General features: G+C 38.6%; 16 protein-coding genes, 2 pseudogenes and 1 riboswitch. Of the genes and pseudogenes, 15 read left to right on the plus strand and 3 right to left on the minus strand.

What is annotated here, in order from left to right; genetic code table 11:
- The first annotated feature begins 299 nt into the window (after positions 1–299).
- From ACSR9O_RS06255 to ACSR9O_RS06275, 5 genes and pseudogenes are all read left to right on the plus strand, one after another.
- Positions 300–1,172 carry a transporter substrate-binding domain-containing protein gene (locus ACSR9O_RS06255; RefSeq protein ID WP_101221853.1) on the plus strand — a complete coding sequence of 291 codons (873 nt, stop codon included), beginning with the start codon at positions 300–302 and terminating at the stop codon, positions 1,170–1,172.
- Between the two features lie 186 nt (positions 1,173–1,358).
- Entirely contained in the window at positions 1,359–2,066 is a 708-nt protein-coding gene (locus ACSR9O_RS06260; RefSeq protein ID WP_491724146.1) for an amino acid ABC transporter permease, read from the plus strand.
- A gap of 12 nt (positions 2,067–2,078) precedes the next feature.
- Positions 2,079–2,792: an amino acid ABC transporter permease gene (locus tag ACSR9O_RS06265; protein WP_230176421.1), complete on the plus strand. Its 714-nt coding sequence runs from the start codon at positions 2,079–2,081 to the stop codon at positions 2,790–2,792.
- 20 nt (positions 2,793–2,812) lie between these two features.
- Positions 2,813–3,568, plus strand: coding sequence for an amino acid ABC transporter ATP-binding protein (locus ACSR9O_RS06270; RefSeq protein WP_101221855.1), 756 nt, complete (start codon positions 2,813–2,815; stop codon positions 3,566–3,568).
- A gap of 134 nt (positions 3,569–3,702) precedes the next feature.
- A pseudogene (locus ACSR9O_RS06275) lies at positions 3,703–3,864 on the plus strand (SF0329 family protein); the annotation flags it as partial.
- 238 nt (positions 3,865–4,102) lie between these two features.
- Here the strand turns inward: ACSR9O_RS06275 and ACSR9O_RS06280 are convergent.
- Positions 4,103–5,005, minus strand: a complete 903-nt coding sequence (locus ACSR9O_RS06280) for a LysR family transcriptional regulator (protein WP_491724147.1) — start codon at positions 5,003–5,005, stop codon at positions 4,103–4,105.
- 123 nt (positions 5,006–5,128) lie between these two features.
- On the opposite strand from ACSR9O_RS06280, the gene hutG reads away from it, so the two are divergent.
- The 4 genes from hutG (at position 5,129) to ACSR9O_RS06300 (ending at position 9,138) form a co-directional block, all read left to right on the plus strand.
- On the plus strand, positions 5,129–6,085 hold the full coding sequence (gene hutG / locus ACSR9O_RS06285) for a formimidoylglutamase (protein ID WP_491724148.1): 957 nt from the start codon (positions 5,129–5,131) through the stop codon (positions 6,083–6,085).
- Positions 6,086–6,366: 281 nt separating this feature from the next.
- The gene (locus ACSR9O_RS06290) at positions 6,367–6,522 is read left to right on the plus strand and encodes a hypothetical protein (RefSeq protein WP_153246094.1); all 156 of its coding nucleotides are present in this window, start codon (positions 6,367–6,369) and stop codon (positions 6,520–6,522) included.
- 60 nt (positions 6,523–6,582) lie between these two features.
- Positions 6,583–7,254, plus strand: coding sequence for an SOS response-associated peptidase (locus tag ACSR9O_RS06295; RefSeq protein WP_491724149.1), 672 nt, complete (start codon positions 6,583–6,585; stop codon positions 7,252–7,254).
- 278 nt (positions 7,255–7,532) lie between these two features.
- A riboswitch (SAM riboswitch) is annotated at positions 7,533–7,640 on the plus strand.
- A gap of 190 nt (positions 7,641–7,830) precedes the next feature.
- Positions 7,831–9,138, plus strand: coding sequence for a Na+/H+ antiporter NhaC family protein (locus ACSR9O_RS06300; protein ID WP_101221859.1), 1,308 nt, complete (start codon positions 7,831–7,833; stop codon positions 9,136–9,138).
- Between the two features lie 342 nt (positions 9,139–9,480).
- Here the strand turns inward: ACSR9O_RS06300 and ACSR9O_RS06305 are convergent, their stop codons facing one another.
- Positions 9,481–10,026 carry a chromate transporter gene (locus tag ACSR9O_RS06305; RefSeq protein ID WP_491724150.1) on the minus strand — a complete coding sequence of 182 codons (546 nt, stop codon included), beginning with the start codon at positions 10,024–10,026 and terminating at the stop codon, positions 9,481–9,483.
- A gap of 48 nt (positions 10,027–10,074) precedes the next feature.
- Positions 10,075–10,704, minus strand: a complete 630-nt coding sequence (locus tag ACSR9O_RS06310; protein ID WP_459734587.1) for a chromate transporter — start codon at positions 10,702–10,704, stop codon at positions 10,075–10,077.
- 245 nt (positions 10,705–10,949) lie between these two features.
- On the opposite strand from ACSR9O_RS06310, the gene ACSR9O_RS06315 reads away from it, so the two are divergent.
- The 6 genes and pseudogenes from ACSR9O_RS06315 to ACSR9O_RS06340 all read left to right on the plus strand — a co-directional run bounded on the left by ACSR9O_RS06315 (position 10,950) and on the right by ACSR9O_RS06340 (position 18,107).
- Positions 10,950–11,828 carry a LysR family transcriptional regulator gene (locus ACSR9O_RS06315; protein ID WP_101221860.1) on the plus strand — a complete coding sequence of 293 codons (879 nt, stop codon included), beginning with the start codon at positions 10,950–10,952 and terminating at the stop codon, positions 11,826–11,828.
- A gap of 233 nt (positions 11,829–12,061) precedes the next feature.
- Positions 12,062–12,487, plus strand: a pseudogene (locus tag ACSR9O_RS06320) (transposase); the annotation flags it as partial.
- 293 nt (positions 12,488–12,780) lie between these two features.
- Positions 12,781–13,266, plus strand: a complete 486-nt coding sequence (locus ACSR9O_RS06325; RefSeq protein ID WP_101221861.1) for a DUF2975 domain-containing protein — start codon at positions 12,781–12,783, stop codon at positions 13,264–13,266.
- 353 nt (positions 13,267–13,619) lie between these two features.
- Complete coding sequence (locus ACSR9O_RS06330) at positions 13,620–15,611, plus strand: alkyl/aryl-sulfatase (RefSeq protein ID WP_491724151.1); 1,992 nt, start codon at positions 13,620–13,622, stop codon at positions 15,609–15,611.
- A 234-nt stretch (positions 15,612–15,845) separates the two neighbouring features.
- Positions 15,846–17,084, plus strand: a complete 1,239-nt coding sequence (locus ACSR9O_RS06335) for an MFS transporter (protein WP_260357483.1) — start codon at positions 15,846–15,848, stop codon at positions 17,082–17,084.
- A gap of 117 nt (positions 17,085–17,201) precedes the next feature.
- Positions 17,202–18,107, plus strand: a complete 906-nt coding sequence (locus ACSR9O_RS06340) for a LysR family transcriptional regulator (RefSeq protein WP_101221864.1) — start codon at positions 17,202–17,204, stop codon at positions 18,105–18,107.
- Positions 18,108–18,163: the final 56 nt, after the last annotated feature.

Below are 18,163 nucleotides of genomic sequence, written 5' to 3' on the forward strand. Positions count from 1 at the left end.
GTGTTTAGTTGTCAAGGAAATTAAGGGCTTGCAGATAAATGATGCCTCCGGAAAGACTCTTGTATTTTCATATAACTACAACTCTTTTAATAAAACAGGTGTGTGCAGTTGCTTGAAAATTTTAAATATACACATTGACTTTACAAAAGTATCCATCTATTATGTTTATAACCAAATAACTTACTTAACCTACCTAAATAGTTGGTATTGAGTGGTGAAGGTGATGTATGTATTTCCTTTGAATTTCAGGAAATACAAATGCAAGTAAAAAAACATCGTAAAACGAAAGGGGATTCACTATGAAAAATAAAAAATTTCGCCATGTTTTAACTATCGGTTTAGCGTTTGTCACCATATTAGCGGGGTGCGGATCAGGTACATCAACGAGTAATGAAGCCGATGCAAATTCAGGTAGCACTTCAGGTGTCCGAAAGGTAAAAGTAGCATATGACCAAGCGTCAAAACCTATGTCTTGGCTGGATGAGAAGGGAAATCCAACTGGATATGATGTGGAAGTTATGAAATTGGTTGATGAATTACTACCGGCATACGAATTCGAATATATTGGCACATCAAGCGATGACCTGTTAGTAGGCATTGAACAAGGTAAATATCAAGTGGGGGTTAAAAATGCTTTCTGGACAGAGGAAAGGACTGAGAAGTTCATCTTTCCTAAAGAATTCCTTGGATTAAGCAGTGCGGGCCTTGTTTTAAAGAAAGAAAATTCAAAGATCAAAAATCTCAAGGACTTTGCTTCAGAGGGCTTCTCCTTAGCACCAATCGCAGCAAATAACGCTCAATACACGATCGTTGATGAGTATAATCAGGCCAATCCGGACAATAAGGTGAAATTGAAAGCCGGAGATGCCTTCACTGTAGATGTAATTCAATGGGTAAATGAAGGCCGTGTCGACGGTGGAATAGCGATCGAGGGAGCTTTTAAGAAGCAAGTGGCCGACGATGGCCCCTATCATAATTTAGTGGATGATCTAGTTTACAATGAATTTGCAGTCATTAAAACCTGGCCATTATTCAACAAAAAAGAACAAAAATTCGCAGATGCTTATGATGAAGCGATTAAAAAAATTAAAGACGAAAAGAAGACGAATGAGTTAAGCGAAAAGTTTTATGGCCGGGATTTATTCGAAGTTTTGGGAACTGTAGAGAGATAACGAAGTCCTTAGCAAAACAAGAATTAAAATGTCAATCAATAGGCTATGACTTGTCATTTTCTTAATATGGGTTTTCTTGGATAACTCTGGTATTTTAAGAGATGGCAAGTTTCTAGGTACTGGCCTTCAATAGAATGATTGGATTTGAAAATTCGAATCTTCAATGAAAGCAGATGGAGGTGAAACATGGAAAAATACTTTGATTTAGCTTACATAGTAGAGTCGGTACCAATATTAGTTCCCTTTCTAAAAGTAACATTAATCGTTACGGGTCTATCGGTCTTGTTCGGGACAATCATAGGTTTCATCTTAGCAGTCATGAAACTTGGAAATAGTAAAATCGCCAGGAAAATTGCCTATGGATATACAACGGTATTGAGATGTACGCCCTCTATAGTTCTGCTTTTTTTGACTTATTATGGTATACCTGCAATTGCAGGGAAATTTGGCATAAATCTTAATGATATTGATAAAGCAGTATTTGTAGTCATAACCTTTTCGCTTCAATTTGCGGCTGCGATGTCAGAAGTGATCAGAACATCGCTTGAATCTATTGATAGAGGGCAATTTGAAGCGGCAGTAAGCGTTGGATTAAGCAATACGCAAGCTTACCGGAGAATTATTTTACCCCAGGCTTTCGTAGTCGCATTACCAAACTTCGGTAACAGCTTACTTGAATTAATGAAAGAAGGGTCTTTAGCATATACAATCGGCTTGATAGATATCATGGGGAAGGCAGAGCTTATAATCGCCGGGAACTATAACACACATGCATTAGAAATTTATCTTGCATTGGCGGTTATTTACTGGACATTGTCGATTGCCATTGAACAACTGTTCTTAAGATTGGAAAAGGCATTCAGTAAAGGAAAACAAGTGATAACAACTGCATAGAGGGGTGACAGAATGTCAGAAGGTCTGGATTATAGGTTTTTAGTGGAAACCTTTTTTGTAGCGTTATCGGGGGTGCCGACCGCATTATTCATTACAATTGTTGCTTTGATTATTGCCTTGCCATTAGGGTTTTTACTTGCTTTATCAAGAATTAATCAAATCCCGGTATTGAATCGCTTAGCACAGATATACGTTTCATTTGTCAGAGGAACGCCCGTCATTATCCAAATTTTCATTATATATAGCAGTGTGCCTTTAATGCTGACTTCTATATTTGAAAAGTATGCTGTCGAAATGAATGTATACGATGTAAATCCGATATGGTACGCATTCATTGTTTTCTCGTTGAATACGACAGCTATTCTCACAGAGGTGTTTCGTTCGGCAATTAGCACAGTGAGCAAGGGGCAACTTGAAGCTTCATATGCTGTCGGATTAACAACTATGCAAGCATTTAGAAGAATTATCATTCCACAGACATTGGTAGTGGCATTACCGAATATATGTACAGCAACAGTCAATCTGATTAAAGCGACATCATTAGGTTATGCTTTGTCATTGCAGGAAATCACTTTAAAAGCCAAGGTAGCTGCCAATGTTGGCTACAATTATGTTGAAGCATATATTGATATCTTTCTTGTTTACCTAATTTTATGTAGTTTGGTGGAATACTTGTTTAAAAGGTATGAAAAACGAGTAAGCAGGTTTAAAGCCGTTAGTATCTGAAATGAGGAGGTGTGGCCTAAATGCTAGAGATTAAAAATATTCATAAATCATTCGGTGAGAATGAGATTTTAAAAGGTGTGGATTTAAATATAGACAAGGGGGATGTGGTGGTAATTCTGGGTCCAAGTGGTTCAGGTAAGACAACTTTACTTCGATGCATTAACTTTCTTGAAAAAGCAGATCAAGGACATGCCGTTTTTGGTGATATTGATGTAAGTCTTAAAACGGCATCTAAAAAAGTGATTCATGGAATAAGGCAGAAGATAGCCTTTGTTTTTCAAAATTATAATCTTTTCACTAATAAAACGGCATTGGAAAATGTGACGGAAGGACTGGTTATTGGAAGGAAGATTGCGAAAGCAGAAGCATATGAGATTGGTAAAAAAGCATTGGATAAAGTAGGCTTGTCGGAAAAATATGGTGCTTACCCTAGTGAACTCTCAGGCGGGCAGCAGCAAAGGGTGGGCATTGCGAGAGCGGTTGCTTTAAACCCTGACATAATTTTATTTGACGAACCAACTTCGGCATTGGACCCGGAATTGGTCGGTGAAGTACTGACGGTGATGAAGCAAATTGCCAAAGAAGGAACTACGATGTTAGTTGTCACGCATGAAATGTCTTTTGCAAAGGATGTTGCAAACAGAGTGATTTTTATGGATGCAGGTGTCATAGTGGAAGAGGGATCGCCTAAAGAAATTTTTGTGAATCCAAAAGAAGAAAGAACGAAGAGGTTCTTAAAAAGAGTCTTGCCGGAGGATTATATTTTTTATATTTAGGTTATGTTCACTTTCTCTTTTGATATGTGATTGAAACAAACGAATGAAAATAACGTTTGTTAGAGGGATTCAGAATGACGTTAAGTGAATTGATAGTAAAAATTCAAAAATTGAATTAAGCAAATAAATGCGGCTTAAAATCAGATGATATGATTATAAAGATTCTTTCTCTGATAGATAGAAGAGTTGGGATGCGTACGTTACAGGGTCTTAAAAAATCTATCCTAAATGAAAAGGAAATTATCCAGTATTTTTATCACTTGCGATGTGAAGCAGAGGGAATAAGGACTTCCTAAAAAGCGCTATAATGAATTTTTATTGAACAAGTATTTTACTTGGCGTGGAAGTGTGAGCGTTAGGACGTTATTAATTAGTGAGGAAAAACAATATGGATGGATAGTGAAAACACATGAACCTCCTGCAAATATGAGTGGGAAACCTAGCTCATTGGCAGGAAGTCTAAAGTGTTTTCTTTATATAAAGTGAATCACAATGAGCCAGGGTGTCTTTTCCATTAAATTAGAGAATCAGCATTTAGGCATCGTTCCTAACATCCCACTTAAAAAAGCTATGTATTTCCTCTACTAACTTACATACTGCAGGAGACAGATATCGATCTTTCAAATAGGCCAGGTAAACAGTCCTTTCCAAAAAAATCGAATCAATCGCACGAATTGCAGTATTGGGGGATACAGCGGATTTTATATAGCTTTCCGGTAAAATTGTAACCCCAAGCCCTTCTTCCACCAAACTGCAAGCCGTTTCAAGCCTTTCTATTTCGTATAGGATATTTGGAATTGCATTTTCACCCTTAAATGCTCTTAAGATATCATCTCTTGTTTGAAATCCAGTTGTACTGATGATCAATTCTTTCTTTGCAATGTCTTGGAAAGTGATGGACTCTTTTTCATTTAACTCGTCATCTTTATGGATCAAAAGCATGAATTTTTCATTATAAAGGGGAGTGGACAGAATTTCATCGTTATTGATGGGCTGGTTCGTGATGGTGAAATGAACATTATACCGATTTAACGAATCGAAAACTTTCTCTTCCCCTAATATTTCCCTTACTTTTATATGAATATTAGGATAATTGATTTTAAAATTCCTGATTATCTTCGGAAACCAAAATTTGAATGATTCTATGGAACCTATAGATACTGTTCCGCTTCCAACATCCTTCATTTCCCTAAGTTCCACTTTCAAATTATCGAATCTTCTTAACAGGTCAACAGATCTCGTATAAAAAAGACCCCCTGCTTCCGTAAGCTCAAGACCCCTTGTATTACGTTCCAAAAGCTGTAAACTAACTTCATTTTCTAATTTCATTATGGCATTACTTAGGGAAGGTTGTGATATATGCAGCATTTTTGCCGCTTTTGAGAAATTCTTTTCCTGGACGGTGGTAGTGAAATACCGAAGTTGACGAAGATCCATTTATGCTCCTTTCTATAGCTTTAAACTATAGATATATTTAATTTTTGTATTGGTAATTATATATTATCTCATCTATAATTTTTAAAAAAGATATTTCGGAATTTTTTAAATAAAGGAGAAATTATGTATACTAATCCGACTTCAAAATATTGGAATGGAAGAATTGATTCCCAATCTGACATGGACAGCTTCAGATACCACCAAAGAGTACGGTTGGCTCCGATATCGGAATTAGCCATCTCTTCCAATGCATCAAAGACCTTTGGGTTGATTGGCTTCAAATGTGATGAAGGCGTCAGAAGGAATAAAGGCAGGATTGGTGCTGCAGAGGGGCCTGATCATATTAGGCAATACTTGGCGAAATTACCCTGTCATTTACCGTCCCAAACCGAGCTGGTGGATGCTGGCGATGTAATATGTGAAAGTACGGAAATGGAGGCCGCCCAATTCGAACTGGGATCGGCTGTTGACCGGATATTGGAGACTAAAGCGATTCCTATCATACTTGGGGGAGGGCACGAAACCCTGTATGGCCATTATCTTGGGATTAGGAAATCCATTGGACCAAAAGCTAGATTGGGGATCATTAATATTGACGCGCACTTTGATATGAGGCCCTATGAAAAAGAAAGTTCATCAGGAACGATGTTTAAGCAGATTTTGGACGAAGACCAAAGTTGTGGATATTTATGTGTCGGAATTCAGAAGCAGGGGAATACAAAGGCACTTTTTGAAACCGCTGAGAGGAGTAAGGTAGACTACATATTGGAAGAAGATTTGTCATTGAACGAAATGGATGAAACAAAGCGGCGGATAGATGAATTCGTTAATAAAAATGACTACATTATGCTTACATTATGTACGGACGTCATTGATTCAGCATATGCACCTGGGGTGAGTGCTCCATCGCCGTTTGGACTGAATCCGAAATTGGTACGTGCGATTATTAGGCATATCGTATCGAATGAAAAAATCCTCTCCTTTGACATTTCGGAAGTGAATCCTTCGTTGGACGAAAATAATAAAACCGTAACATTGGCAGCACATTTAATAAATGAAGTTTTGCTGCATTTTAAATAATGAATGGATATGGAAGAGGGCAATTCCAATTTGGTCCTTCCAGCTTTCCTCAATGTTATCTCCATGCTCAATTATAAGTATTGAAACTAAGTCCTTTGGCAGCACCCAGGCTGTCCGTGAATCATTCATGGACAGTCTTTTTTACGCCTCCTTTACACGCGTTAATGGTCGGGGCCATTGCTTGACTCCCCGTTATAGGATTAACCATGGCTCTGCAAAGTTCACTACTGATACTTGTGGGTTTTTGGTTTATAATAACAACCATCTAGGGGGGATTTTTTATGAATGAATATAAAGTGACGGTCAGGAATGGCAGTACCTTGATCTTGTCGGAAATCATTAAAGCTGAAGATGAAAGAGAAGTCCTTGGAACTCTTTTGATTTCCAGCGAATTATTTAATCAACCATTTACCGACATCAGGATTTTAGAACGCTGATTTGTGCCTGTCCGTTCGATTTGTTACACTGTAATAAATTCTAATACGGTAGGCGATAGTATGTGTGGACGTTTTACCCTTTTCACTGACATTGAAGAAATAAAAGATCGGTTTGATATTCAGGGATCGTTTGATGGGGAATACCAATTCAGCTACAATATTGCTCCCTCCCAATCCGTTCTCTCCGTCATTAATGACGGGGCAAGGAATCGACTTGGATATCTTCGGTGGGGACTCATTCCTTTCTGGGCAAAAGACGAAAAAGTGGGCTGCAAAATGATCAATGCCAGAGCGGAAACCATTGCTGAGAAAGCAAGCTTCAGGAATGCGTATAAGAAGAAGAGATGCTTGATAATCGCTGACTCTTTTTATGAATGGAAGAAGACACCGGAAAGAAAAATACCGATGCGAATAAAACTGAAGAATCATGCTCCATTTGGAATGGCGGGTATCTGGGAATCCTGGAAATCTCCTGAAGGCGTCAGCGTCTATTCATGCTCCGTTATAACAACCGTTCCTAATGAGCTAATGACCAGCATTCATGATCGTATGCCTGTCATCCTTAAACCAGAAGATGAAAAAGAATGGTTGAGTCCAACAAATAATGATCCTGCATATCTGCAGCAGTATTTAAAGTCATTCGATTCGGAACAGATGGAAGCCTTTGAGGTATCGACTGATGTGAATTCGACCAAAAATAATTCATCTAACCTAATACAACAAATTTGCTGAGAGGTCATAAGACCTCTTTTTTATATGAATTCCGTCCCGATAAATGAAAAAAACTGATTAACCGCACATGTCAAGATTTCTTTATAAATAGTAAGGAGTGCATGTAAAATACTTTAAAATTAACCCTTGCGAAAATAGACAAAATGCTGTACTGTTATATTTGCTTTTCAAAACGACTTTCGATGTCACTTTCACAAACTCAGATGGTTTCAGCAAGTTTCCAGTGTGGTACTTTTCTGGAAGGCATCGTAATATTTGATAAATTATATAATGTAATCTTCTTATCAAGAGAGACGGAGGGACTGGCCCGAAGATGTCTCGGCAGCGGACTTAAATGGAGTGCTGTGCCAAATCCAGCAGGCTGATTTTTGCCTGAAAGATAAGGAGGGTGTTTTTTATAAATTAAAAGACCTCTTCTTGTTGTAAAATAGAAGGGGTCTTTTTTATGCCAGTTTTTTTGCTATAGCTCCAAGACTAGATAATTAGGTAGGTTCAAATTGGAGTTATTTGCGAAAGCTGTTAATAGAATAAGAGCTGTGACACCTGTCACGGGAAAAATAAAAAGAGGTGTACATCATGAGTGCAAACAATAAAGGGAATCCATGGGCATTGATCCCATTTGTCGTATTTTTAATTTTATTTATAGGGTCCGGAATCATCACTAAAGATTTTTATTCATTTCCGGTGATTGTTGCAATTTCAATTGCTTCGGCAGCTGCATTGGCAATGAATCGGAAAGAGACATTCAATCATAAGGTTGATATCTTCTGTAAAGGTGCCGGGGACGCCAATATTATGTTAATGGTTATCATTTTCCTTTTAGCTGGCGCTTTTGCCGAAGTTGCCAATGGCATGGGAGCAGTTGAATCAACAGTGAATCTTGCCTTAGCTGTTTTTCCGCAAAATCTATTAATGGTAGGGATATTCATTATTGCTTGTTTTATTTCTTTATCCATGGGGACAAGCATGGGAACGATTGTTGCATTGGCACCTATCGGGGTCGGGATTAGTGAGCAAACAGATATTTCGCTTGCCCTATCAATGGCGGCCGTTATTGGTGGTGCGATGTTTGGGGATAACCTTTCCTTCATTTCAGATACGACAATCGCTGCAGTTCGAACTCAGGGAACGAAAATGAAGGATAAGTTTAAGGTGAATTTTTTCATCGTTTTACCTGCGGCCATCATCACATGTGCCATCCTTGGAATTTTAACAATGGGTGAACAAGCTGACATCTCCCAACATTCTTATAATTGGGTGAAGATTCTTCCATATCTTTGCGTATTGATCACTGCATTGGCAGGAGTCAATGTGTTCCTGGTCCTTTCCATCGGAATCGTATTTGCCGGAATTATCGGCTTGGCTGATGGAAGTTATAAACCGTTGGGTGTCATTCAAAAAGTTGGAGAAGGAATGGCGGGAATGTATGAAATCTCCTTCCTTGCCATTTTAATTGCAGGTATGGTAGCTGTTATCAAACATAATGGTGGCATCGATTATCTACTCCACCTAGTGACCCGAAATAGCAAATCAAAAAAAGGGGCGGAATTCAGCATTGCAGGGCTTGTTGGTTTGACAAACCTTTCAACGGCAAATAACACGATTTCGATTATCATTGCCGGGCCACTTGCCAAAAATATCGCTGAAAAGTATGGGATTGATCCGCGTAAATCAGCGAGCTTGCTTGACATATTTGCATGTTGTATCCAAGGGTTGATACCATATGGAGCACAACTGCTTGTTGCAGCAGGGGTAGCAAAGATTTCTCCGATAAGCATCTTGCAGTATTCATATTACCCAATACTAATTGGATTTTGTGGCGTCATTGCCATCTTGATTGGTTTTCCACGGTTTCAGCCGGGAAATAATGGATCAAAGAACTAAAAGTTAAAACAAAGTTGATTGGAGCGGGTGTGCGAGACTCCTGCGGGAAAAGCGAGTCCAGGGGAGACCCCGCAGGCGCAAAGGCGCCGAGGAGGCTCCCGGACCGCCCGCGGAAAGCGAGTGCCTGGAGGGGAAATCAACGTTCAAATTGTACAAACCCCTAAAATTTCATCGAGTTTGTCTACAGTCTGAACACCCTGAATCATTGGATACAGGGTGTTTTTTGTATGGTAAATACATAAACATTATCAAGTTTTCTCCCATTTATATAGTATCAATCATTCTTCAATTTTTCTGCTTAATTCCGGTCCAAATTAATGATGGTTGTGTGTGCGACACCTGTCATGAATAGAGGACAACACCAACTAAACCGGAAAGGATAATTACATAGGCTGGGTGCCAGCGTAATTTCATTAGGGCAAATAACGATAATCCAAAAACGAGTAATAAGCTTATCGCATGCCAAGAAAAGTTCAGCGCTATCATATTATTGGAAAGTGCAAAGCTGATTGCTGCAAAGAGGATTAAACTAGTGACAATGGGTCTTAGTCCATAGAACATGGATTGAACAACTGGGTAATGATTCAATTTGCTGAAGAAGGTGGCTATAACGGTTACGAATATAATAGCAGGAAGTAAGATTCCGAAAGCAGATGATATGGCCCCTGCAAATCCAGCAGTAGAATAGCCAACAAGAATGGCACTATTGGCAGTGACAGGTCCTGGGGACATACCGGAAATCGCGATGATATCAGTAAATTGCTGAGTCGTCATCCATCCATGCTGTGAGACTTCCGATTCTATTACGGGAATCATGGCGTATCCGCCTCCAAACGATACAAAGCCGATAATAAAGAAGGTGCTAAACAACTCCCACAATTCCATCATTCCATCACACACTTTCTTGAAAATTAGTTAGACCCTTTTTTGATATACCTATATGCCAGCACCCATGAAAGGTTCGAAATCATTTTCTTCATTTCCTATATCCTTTCTGTCCAACTTGACATCGTAACCTAATTTTCTCTTAATGGAGATGGTCACAATACCAGCAAAAGCTCCTGCTAATATAACCATCACAGGGTGCAGAAAGAAAAGGACTGGAATTCCTACTATTAAAATACAGAAAGTTGTTTTGTCTACAACAGCCGTTTTTCCTATCTTGATAGCCGCATAGGCGATGATGGCTACTATGGAAGCTCTGATCGATATGAATGCGGATTCTACCTTCGGATTATCCTGAATGAAAAAATACAAAATGCCTAGGAGCAGAACAATTAAAAAGGTAGGTAATGAAACACCGATCATGGCTGCCATTGCCCCCTTCATTCCGGCAATTCGATGGCCGATAAAGGTGGCGGAGTTAATGGCGACAGCTCCCGGTACGGACTGAGATAAAGCAAAAACATCCGTAACTTCTTCGCTTTTCATCCATTTTCTTTTTTCGACCACTTCTTTTTCGATTAAGGGGATCATCGCAAACCCGCCTCCGAATGTGACAGGTGCTATTTTAAAAAAGGTCCAAAATAATTGGAATAGTGTTTTCCATTGTCCTTTCATTGACATCAGTCACTTCCTTTGCATGCTTTGTTTAATACTTATCATTAACATATCAAAGAAAAAGGGATGGGTAAATTGCAACAAAATCATCGGGTATAACAAAACGTTATACCCAGAAGATTTATCCGTTTTATAAAGAATGCCGCCAATAATTGAATAGCCTCAGAATGTATCACACTATTTTCATTTCACCATTTACCTAATGATGCTATCATTTTAATAAACTATCTAAAAACATGGAGGTCGTTTTCTTGAAATTGGAAAATCTGAAAATGTTTTGTTTAGTGGTGGATGAAGGAAGTTTAAGCCAGGCGGCGAGGTTAAGTTTCCTATCTCAGCCCGCTGTAACACGGCAGATCCATCAACTGGAAAATTATTATAACACTTTGTTATTCGACCGTGAGGAAGGAAGGCTGAGAGTTACAGAAGCAGGAAAGCTGTTATACCCTTTTGCAAAAGCCATAGTAAATGACTTCAACCATTCAAAAGAAGTGATTCAGCAATCGACGGGGAAGTACAATGCCAATCTAATAGTAGGGGCTTCCTTGACTATCGGCGAGTATTTGTTGCCGAGCTTGCTTGGGAGATTTAAAAAACAGCAGCCAGAAATAAAAGTGACATTGACGATAAAAAATACCCCCCGGGTTCTGGAGGATCTTTCAAACGATGTCATTGATTTGGCCTTGGTGGAAGGACTTGTGGAAAACACCGATTTTATTGTAGACAAGTTCGCCGAAGACGAATTGATATTGGTATGTCCATCCGACCACCCATGGAAAGACAGAAAAGAAATTCAGCTAGATGAATTGGGAAATGAAAGGATGATTTGGCGTGAATCCATTTCCGGAACACGGCTTATCGTAGAAAACATGCTAAGGGAGCATGGGGTTTTAGAAAAAATAGAAAGCTACATGGAGATTGGCAGTACACAAGCGATAAAAAGTGCGGTTGAAGCAGGACTTGGAATCAGCATTTTGCCAAGGTTGACAGTGGCCAGGGAATTGGAGCAAGGCTTTTTGCGGGAAGTGGATATTTCCAGAATAGATATGGCAAGAAATTTATGGCTAGTCAGGAAAAACAAGCGATTCAACAAAATAGGGGTGTCTAAATTTGTTGATTTTCTTCGATAAGGAGTGAAAAGCTACCTTCGTTTACCATTACAATTTGGCAGCGTTTTCAGTTTTGTGGGAAACGGTGTGGCCCCGGACGCCCTGCCTTGCAAAAGTCATAGCAAATTGAATATACGGCATTGCGTATTCATTAAAGCTCTTCCCTATCGGGAGGGGCATTTTGTATTTGGTTCTTCAGCCTTCGGTTAGACAAACAAAGGGATTGTTATTTTTATATAGGCCATTTTAAATAAGTAAAGAAGCTCGCCGAAGCATTAACTGAAAGCGGTAAACAGGAACTTGTATATTTCTTGCAGTCTCGAACGAAACCGATGTCGACTCCTATTCGTGCAATTGATGAAATCCAGGAACAAAAGCTTAAAGCTGGTCTTGTCTGCCCACATTGCGGCAGCCATTTTGTTGTGCGATTTGGTAAATTCGTTATCAAAACACGTGCTGGACAGGTGAAACAGCAGCGTTACCGCTGTAAAGCCTGCGATCAAACCTTTAACGACCTCACAAACACGCCTCTTCAACGCACCAGAAGACCACATCTTTAGGTTCGGTTCATCGAATGAATGATGGAGGGCTATTCGTTGAGAAAATGTGCCGAGCAATTAGATAATGAGGTGACGCATGTAACCTTGTTTGGCAGCATAAAATTCTTTCGTCATCGAATAAGAAAAATATGTTGGTCAAATCGTGCCCATTTACTGTGACCGACACGAATACCAAACTTCGTCTCTCTGCTTATTCTTGTTAAGCTAACGGGCAGTTTTGTTGAACAAGTTGTAAATTTAACATTTTAAAGTAAGAGCATTTCTTTGTAGTGAGAAGTGCTTTTTATTTTTGTCAAAATTAAAAGGATATTTCAATAACAATAATAATATAAATAAAAACAATATAATTTTACTGTAATACGATAAATAATATGCTAAAATCATGTTGTCATTAAATAAGTGAGGTGTTTTAAATGAATGTTAAACGAGGTTCAACCACTTTCTTAAAGGTAATTATTTTTCTGGCTGGAATTGCAGTGCTTGCTTTGTGTATCTGGTTGCCTGAGATAGCCGTTAGGGATGCAAGGGTACATCCAGATACGGCTTACTTCCTAATCCCCTTTTTAGTATGTGCATACGGATTCTGTATTGCGTTTTCTGTTGCGTTGTATCAAGCATATAAACTATTAACCTACATCGAAAAGAACGATGCTTTCTCTGAATTATCCCTTAAATCTTTGAAGATTATAAAGAAATGTGCTTTTACAGTCATTTTCCTCATTTTGTTAGGAATAGTAAGCTTAAGGGTGCTTGCTAAAGTTACAGGTAGTGATGATGCAGCGGGTCCTACATCATTATGTCTAATGGGTATTTTAGCAACAAGTATCATCGCAGCCACTGTGGACGCCCTTCAAAAGCCATTAAAAAATGCCCCAGATATGAAGTCAAAAAATGAATGATTAACGGATATGTAAGAATTTTGATTGTCAGCCAGGTGATTTTTGGAGTACAAAAGCGACGAAGACACTCAATAAAAACAGACACAACTAATTTATTTAACTACGGGGACGATAGCTCAATGAACCGCCTTTTCACCAAGGCGGTTTTCTTTTGGTCAAATATCAACATTAGAATTTAACATAGCCTTTATATAAATAAAATTGAAGTTACCATTAGAAATAGGAAATATACTTAAAGTCAAATTAATTATAAAATAAATTCATATTATTCTAAAAATTTCTAAAAAAATAGAAAGTTTACTGCTGCAACATTCGGAATAGATACATGATATCTACTTAGAAAGGGGTATGAAATGTCCAAAGTATCTTTTATTAAAGGAATTGTAACCGTTCCCATTGTTTTTGTTTTACTGGCAGGGTCTTCTGTTACAAAGGCTGCTTCAGATGAGCCGATGCCGGCCACAGATGCAACAATTTCAGCAAATAAGGCTTTTTATGAACAGTTGAATTTTAAAGATAAGGAAGATTTCAAGAATGCACATAAAGGATTCATTGCGCCTTTGAATATGAATCCAATTAAAAATTCAAAAGGTGACGTAGTTTGGGATAGTAATCGATATTCATTCATAAAAGAAGATCAGCCGGCAAGTCTTACTGTAAATCCAAGCTTGTGGCGGCAGGCTCAATTACAAAATATAACAGGCTTATTTAAAGTGGTAGATGGCGTTTATCAAGTTCGGGGCCAGGATTTATCAGTGCTTACCATTGTGGAAGGAAAAACAGGATTAATAGTTTTGGATACACTTTCTACAATTGAAACGGCAAAAGCAGCCATGGAGCTTTATTTTGAACATCGGCCCAAAAATCCAGTAAGTGCAATTGTTATTAGTCACAGTCATGCGGATCACTTTGGTGGTATGAAAGGCATTGCTCAATACGCTGAAAATCCAGCTAAGGTGCCGATTATTGTCCCAGCAGGTTTTAACGATGAAGCGCTAAGTGAAAACATTCTTTTAGGCAATATAATGTCTCGCCGTGCAGGTTATATGTTTGGAAATCTCTTACCCGCAAGTGAAAGGGGATTTGTTACTTCTGGTATTGGCCCAGGATTAAGTAACGGAACTTTTAGCTATTTACCTCCAACAATGGAAGTGAAGGATGATATTCAAACGGTGGAAATAGACGGAATTACATTTAAATTTTTATTGACGCCGGATTCGGAAGCTCCATCTGAAATGCATTATTATATCAATGATTACAAAACTTTAGTGGTAGCGGAAAACACCGGACACACGTTACATAATATTTATACATTAAGGGGAGCTAAAACCAGAGATACCCTAAAATGGGTGAAAGCACTTGATGAAACTGTTGATCTGTTTGGAAACGAAGATATAGATGCTATGGTAACGGCCCATACATGGCCCATATGGGGAAGGGACGATGTTCTGGAGCAGTTGGAAAGTCAGCGTGATTTGTACAAATATATTCATGACCAAACCATACGATTAGCGAATTTAGGACTTACACCTGATGAAATCGCGGAAGAGTTAAAGCTTCCTGAAAAGTTGGATAAAGTCTGGGCCAATCGGGGGTATTACGGAACATTGAAACACAACGTAAAAGCAGTGTACAACTTTTATTTAGGATATTTCAACGGTAATCCATCCGACTTGGATCCATTACCACAAGAGGAATCGGGCGCTAAATATGTACAGTATATGGGTGGGGAAAAGAAGGTCATTAAACAGGCAAAACTTGATTATAAAAGAGGGGAATATCGCTGGGTGGCTCAAGTCTTAAAGCATGTCGTCATGGCCAACCCGAAAAATACAGAAGCAAAAAATTTATTGGCTAAAGCTTATGAGCAATTAGGATACACAGCTGAATCTTCTGTGTGGCGTAATTTCTATCTTACCGGCGCAGACGAGTTAAGGAATGGTGTGGCAGACTCAAAGGGAAGTGGCGGAATGATGAATCTCGATACGCTGCTCAATATGCCAATGGATGATTTCCTGAAATTCTTGTCCATTAAATTAAACGGAATGAAAGCGGAAAATAAAAATATGACTTTCAATTTGATATTTACAGATTCGAAAACCAATTACACGATCGATTTGAATAATTCTGTATTGAACTTCAAAAAAGGGAAAATGGCGTCCAACCCTGATGCAGCATTAACATTAGATAGAATAACTTTCTATCAGATTGCTCTGGGACGTGAAGATTTATCCAAAATGGAAGCAGCCGGTAAAGTTGCCATTTCCGGTGATAAAAAACAGTTTGAAGATTTCCTGACTTTGCTGGATCAATTCCAACCTAAGGTTAATATCGTAACTCCGTGATAATCAAACACTTCATATTCTGAAACAAGGATGGATCGGTTACCCACGAGTCTACTTAGTAGTCTCGTGGGTTTGAATGTATTAATTAATCCTGAAGGCATCCTGTTTCGTTTTTAATTTTTTATAAAACGCTCCTAATAGTTACAGAACAAGTTTTGTAATTCGAAAGGAATTGTAAGCGCTTCCTGTGTGGCTGAGGTTTTGTGAAAATATAAAAAAATGGAGTGATGGGGAATGCAGTTATATGCAAGTAAGAAACGAAAAATATTGATTAGCGGCCTTTTATTTGTTGGAATGATTTTAAGTTTTTTTGATCGCGTTGCCATAAATGTCGGGATTATCCCTATTGCAGATGAGTTTCATCTCAATACGTCCCAGACAGGTATTTTAATTAGTATATTTTTTGTTAGCTACTCACTCATGCAACCGCTTGGTGGATGGATGACCGATAAGTATGGCGCCAGGGTCATGGTTACTGTTTCTTTGTTTAGTTGGTCCTTGTTCACTGTAATGACTGGGTTTGCTTGGTCATTCATGTCTTTATTATTCATCCGTTTTCTGTTTGGGTTAGGTGAAGGGCCTTTCTATCCTGCCAGTATGTCCACTATAAGAGATAACTTCCCGGAAGAAGAACGGGGCAGGGCAAATTCGTTTTTCCTGTCTGCCCAAAATATTGGCGGGATATTAGGTACTGCACTTGCAGCTTCCATGGTGGTGGCATTCGGTTGGCGGGGCATGTTTACCATTTCCGGAATTCTAGGGATATTAGCTTCTTTCGGAATTTGGTTCATTCTAAAGCCTCAAGGAAATCAAGAGGTTAAAAAAGACAAACCGAAACAAAAAAAGGTTGCTCTGAAACTGTTATTTAAAATCGAAAATATTTGGAAACTCATAACATTCAAGTTTATATCAAATATTATCAACTATGGTCTGATCACTTGGATGCCCATATATTTGGTTAAAGAAAAAGGGGTGGATTTAATAGCCGCAGGAGGTTTATTGGCAATCCCTTATATTTTTGGTTTCTTGATGTTTAATGTAAGCGGGTGGCTTCTGGATAAGCATATGGCTAACCGGGAGAAGTATCTTGCCGCTGCAGGCGCTTTATTATCTGCAATTTTTCTCTTTCTAATGTCTAACGCCACGTCTATAGCACTTATCATCACTTATCTCACTCTCAACTCCGTAGCACTGTCTTTCTTTGGAACGGTTCTTTATACGATCATCATAAAATACTCACCAAAGGAACTAACGGGCTCTGCCTCCGGACTCGTAACTTTTGCCGGTCAAATTGCAGGGGCGGTTTCTCCTTTAGCCCTCGGTTTGATAATCAGTTTGTTTAATGACTCCTATAATGCCGCTTTCCTGTTTTTGGTGATAATAGCGTTATTGGGAACGATTGTTGCCGTATCTATTAAAAATAATCAGGCAAAACCAGCTAAAGAATACGAAAAAACAACTACAGTTATATAAAACTGGCTTCTGCTTTTGAGGCGACAGTTAGAAGTGTCCTGAATCCACTTCTCTAAAATTGAAAGGGCCTTCTGTTCGAGGTATGATATTAGTAATAGGCTAGAAGGAGAATGAATCATGAATATTGAACAATTGGAATATATCATCAAGGTAGCCGAGGTTAACTCGATTTCCACGGCTTCAGAAAGCCTCCATATCTCCCAATCTGGAATCAGTATGGCCATTACGAGTTTGGAGAAGGAATTAGGTATAAAAATCTTCAAGCGGTCAAGGTTAGGAACCATACCTACAGAAGACGGAAAGGAAATCATCCAGAAAGCTCTTGAAGTATTAAACAAATTGGAAGAAATAAGAGACAGTGCTCAAATACATTCAGATACGATGGAAAAAGAGTTACGCCTATCATCAACACAAGGTTTATTTCTAACGGTTTTGCCTAAATCCTTGGCCTTATTTAAGAAGAAGTATCCCGAGGTGAAAATTGTCATTGAAGAAAAAGGGGGACAAGAGATAACCGAAGAAGTACTGAATGGTAAGATAGACATCGGGCTATTGAATATCCCAAAGGTTAAACCAAAAGAAATTGAGTTGGAATTTCAACCCTTGATGGAAGCTAAAGTGATTGTGATGGTCAGTAAGAACTCCCCTTTAGTGAACCGTAAAAGCATAACCCCAAAAGAGCTAATGGACCAAAATTTGGTCATTTACAATGGACCAAGAATGAAGTCGTTCATTAAAGGTTTTTTTGATCATTACGGTGAGATGAATATATTGTTTTTCACAAATAATACAGAGATCATCAAAAAAACCGTCGCTGAGGGATTGGCGATTGCCTTTTCTTATGATATTGGAATTAACAGCGACCCCTATTTCCTAAGCGGGGAACTTGTGGCCATTCCTTTGGTGGAGCTGGAAAATAATACAATGGAATTCGGTTACGTTCGCTCTAAGAAGCAGTATTTTTCAAAAGCTGCCAGGGAGTTTATTAAATGTCTCGATTTCTATACTACTCTTAAATATTAGTTTCCTATGATGATAGGGAACTAATATTTTTTTATTTACTTCAATATTTTTTATAT

The sequence above is a fragment of the Peribacillus sp. B65 genome (genome assembly GCF_058513295.1).